1 protein-coding gene is annotated in these 3939 nt (G+C 58.2%); it reads right to left on the bottom strand.

What is annotated here, in order from left to right:
* Nucleotides 1–3939: LamG-like jellyroll fold domain-containing protein (locus tag HCO70_RS24480; RefSeq protein ID WP_305849445.1), on the bottom strand; the 3939-nt coding region annotated here is incomplete at both ends.

Below are 3939 nucleotides of genomic sequence, written 5' to 3'. Positions count from 1 at the left end.
GAACAGTCGGTTGTTGTCGGCGGCGTCTTCGTCAAAGCGAACAATCGCCGGATCGCCGTAGAATAGATCGGAGGATGCGTCGGGCATCGTGCGGATCTCCGCAAAGTCCACATCCCACCCTTTCGCGTTCTGTGTACCGTCGGGATCCACACCGACCACGGCGGCATTGAAGAGATCGCTGGTATTGCCGCTCTCGACAGCGAAGTAATTCACCGTGGCAGACGAGACGCTCCTGGCTTCGACTTCCTGTTGAAGCCAGACGTTGGTCTCGTATACCGACCCGCCAATCCGGTCAGACACCCAGGCGTCGCTGACGTTGTCGCCGACGACGGACGAGAAGACGAGCGGGTTGTAGAAGCTGTCACCGACATCGACCGCCGTTGCCTGACCTGCACGGGCGTTGACCTGACCGGCATAGATGACCGTGCCGTCGATGAGCGTGTGCTCGCCTTCCTCCAGAACGATGTAGCTGACGGTCTCTCGGTAATGGGCGCTGGCATAGTCCGAACTGTCCAGGACGCGCACCTCGAAGCCTGTAGCCGTAACATTCTGGATCTGCGCTTCGGCAAAATCGCCGCCGTTGTAGGTGTCGATGAAGGCGACGACGATGGGGTTTTCGTAAGCCTGAGAGAAGCTGATGGTTGCCCAATTGTGGTTGACACTGGCATCCCCCCATTCGCCGACATAATCGCTCTCGCCCTCGACGGTGATGGTGACCTGCCCCTGGTCGCTCTCGCCATGAATATCGGCCACATCAAAGACGAACGTGAAGGTATCGGTTTCACCGTTTTCGAGATCAAGGAAGTTGTCGCCAAGATCCACCATGAATTCCGCGTACGAATTCGTGTAGATCATGGCGGAACGGCCGCCCGCGGAAAACACCTCTACGAAGCTGGCTGTCGTATCCTGCAGACCGACGAGCGTAAGCATGTCGCCGTCCGCATCGGAGGCGCCGCTGAGTAGGCCCTGACCATCAGGGGTAATCAGCATTTCATCTTCTTGCATGGTGAATACGAAATCGTCGACCACAGGCTTGGAGTTGACGAAGGACCGGTCTTCCTGAGAAGATGCGCGCATCTCGGCGCCATCCAGGACATCGTTGCGGAAGACGAAATCGGTGATTTCGCCTGTCATGCTGGCATTGCCGCTGACCGGCGACCCAACCGTAGCCCCGTCCACGTCAAAAGCGGCAAATTCCGATGCATGCTGCTTGGTGGCAATGACTTCCCCGTCCTTGTAGAGCGTCATGAAGCCGTCGGCGTCGATCGTCGCACCCCAGTGAGCCCATTCGCCTTCGACGATTACGTCGTGGGCGACAAGGTAGGAATTCTTCCCGTCGGCACCCAGGTAGCGGAAGGCGATGTCGTCCTCCTTGCCGGCCGCCATGGTCGGGCCACCGACCTGCGCGATCTGTATCAGGCTGCCATCACTACCCGTAACCTGGAACAGGCGCTGCAGGTTGGTGGCCATCAGATCGTCGAACCGGCCGTATGCGGCAAAGGTGAAACCGACATCGGTGTCGCCGGAACTGAAGAAATACTCTGCGAGGTCAATGGAGGTCGAAGACCCCGAACCATCATAGGCAAAGACGACGTCGCCATCTCCTGCGTCGTATTTGCGGCTGACGCCGTCCGTGTGTGTCAGCAGGTCCAGTGTTTCAGCTGTGTAGAGCGAGACGTCGCCGAGTACCTTCGTGACGGACCCAAGGTATTCCGCAACCTTTTCTGCCGCGAGGCCGCCACTGTCAAAGTCCTCACCGACCTCAAGAAAGCTTTCCCGCGCCTGCTTGTACATGTCGCTCGAAAGGTTTTCCATGTAGGTCAGGAAAAATGGATCGGTGTTATATTCATAGACGCGCTGACTGATGACAAACCCCGGCATGACCTCGATATCTACGTAAGTAAACGTATAGGGCATGATAAGATTTTCATCGAAAGACAGGTTGTGGACGTACTCCATGTCCCCGTCCTTATCCATCACCCAAACCTTGTTGCCGCTGTTATAGTATTCGGCAATCGTAATTGATGCGGTATCCCCACCCTTCAGGATCAGGTCATTGTAGACGCCCAGGCCAATCGTCAGTTCCGACAGATCGCCCTCATATTGGATTATGTCGCCATCGAAATCCGACAGGTTGGTCTCGAAGACCACGTCATGGCCGGTGTCCTTGCCCAGAACGAACGTGTCTATGCCCTGGCCGCCGACATAGATGTCGTTGCCAAGCCCGCCATCCAGAAGGTCGTGACCGTACTGCCCCATCAGCAGATCGTCCTGGTCGGTGCCCGTGATCTCCTCGCTGCGGTTGTCACCGATGATATTGACACCGACCGCGATGCCCTCGGCCGAGACGGAAACCGACGGTGCGCCGGTTTCGCCTTTCATGACCAGGAACTTGTTCTGGGAGACGGTGTTGATCGCGAGGGCGTAGTCGGCTGCCGCACCGCTGTCGTTCGTGGCCGTGAACGAATAGCTGTAGTAGCCGCTTTCCGAAACAACGACGAGGCCGATCTGATCGTTCGCGGCAGAGGTGTCGTAGAAGACTTCCTCGCCGCCCACTGTCAGAACCGACAGGCTCTTCGAATGCTCGATGAACTGGTAGGCCCGGTTGGCTTCAAGGTAGATCTCGCCGGTATAGGTGACGCTGTCATGAGCCTCCAGAGTGCCGGAAAGCTCCCCCTCGTGCCCTTGCTTGTGGGTCCCGGACGCGAATTCGACGATTGTGCCGCGCGTGCTGTAGCCAAGCTCGGAGTCGGCGACGAGCAATTCCTGCGGCGTTCCGACAGTGACGAATTCGCTGGCGCCCGGCCCCTTGACGGATAGGCCGTACTCGGCCTGCGTTGGAGCAAAATCCTCACCGCCGCGCTGGACGATGAATTTCACCGTTTCATAGCCGGTCAGATCGGTGGTGAAGGTGAAAGTGTCCCCGACCACGTTGGACAGGATAGGTTCCCCGTCCCCGATCACGACAATCGCCTTGAACGCGCCGTTCGATCCGATACCGCCATCGAAACGGAAGGTGTATTCGTATCCGGCATCGAAATGCACCTGCATTTCCTGAACGATGACGGTGTCCTGAAGCATGGTGCCTTCCACGACCGTCGTGACCGGCGCGGTGTACTCGACCAGAAAATCGTAGGCCCAGTCGTCCAGGCTGATCTCGTACCAGTTCTGATAGCTCTGCTGCACGATCGGATCGTCGCTGATCTGTGCCGGCGTCAGGTGGTCCGGGTCGAACTGCAGCAGGTCTTCCGTCGTGAAGCCCGGTTCGATGAAAGAGCCGATCCGGTATTCCTGCGCCCGGACCTGCGCAACGAACTCGGTGTGGCTGTCCGTCGTGTTCAGAACACCCGCGACCATGTTGTTGTAGTCGCGAACGAACCACGTCCGATCGCCGATGTCGTCACCCGAACTTTCGCCGGTCAGCTGCGGGCTCGACAGGATGTCGGTGAATTCAGAGTCCGCCACTGTCGCCAGGTTGGCGTCGTAGGTCAGATCGATCTCGATGCGTTCAATATCGTTGATCAGCGTCTGGCCGAACGGATTAAGGAAATCGCCGGTGCGGATCTGGCTGGCGATGAATGCCGAGAACATCGGGGCGTCCTGGTAGCCATCGAAGACACCGGACAGGCCATTTGCGAAATTGTCGATGAACCAGGCTTCCTTGTAGGCAGACGCCATCGTGTCCATCAGCGAACCGTCGAGCTTCAGTATGTCGAAACCCGAACCGCCGTCGACATAGTTCAACTCCCCCAGGAACGCCTGTCGCAGGCTCGCCTGAAACGCCGCCTGCTCATCCTCGGTGAGGAGCACATCCGGACCCTGCAGAGTATTGCCGTCTGCATCGGTCCGTTCGCCGTTCGCATAGGCCGCAAGCTGTTCGTGCAGCGTCTCACTCGCCCACATGCCTGTTGCGTCGAATACCGTCTGTTGAAGCGCGTC

The sequence above is a fragment of the Pseudoruegeria sp. HB172150 genome (assembly GCF_013184805.1).
In the GTDB taxonomy this organism is placed as follows: Bacteria; Pseudomonadota; Alphaproteobacteria; order Rhodobacterales; family Rhodobacteraceae; genus Psychromarinibacter.
Note: the sequence above shows the minus strand (reverse complement) of the source record. Positions and strands in the feature narration are given on the sequence as shown.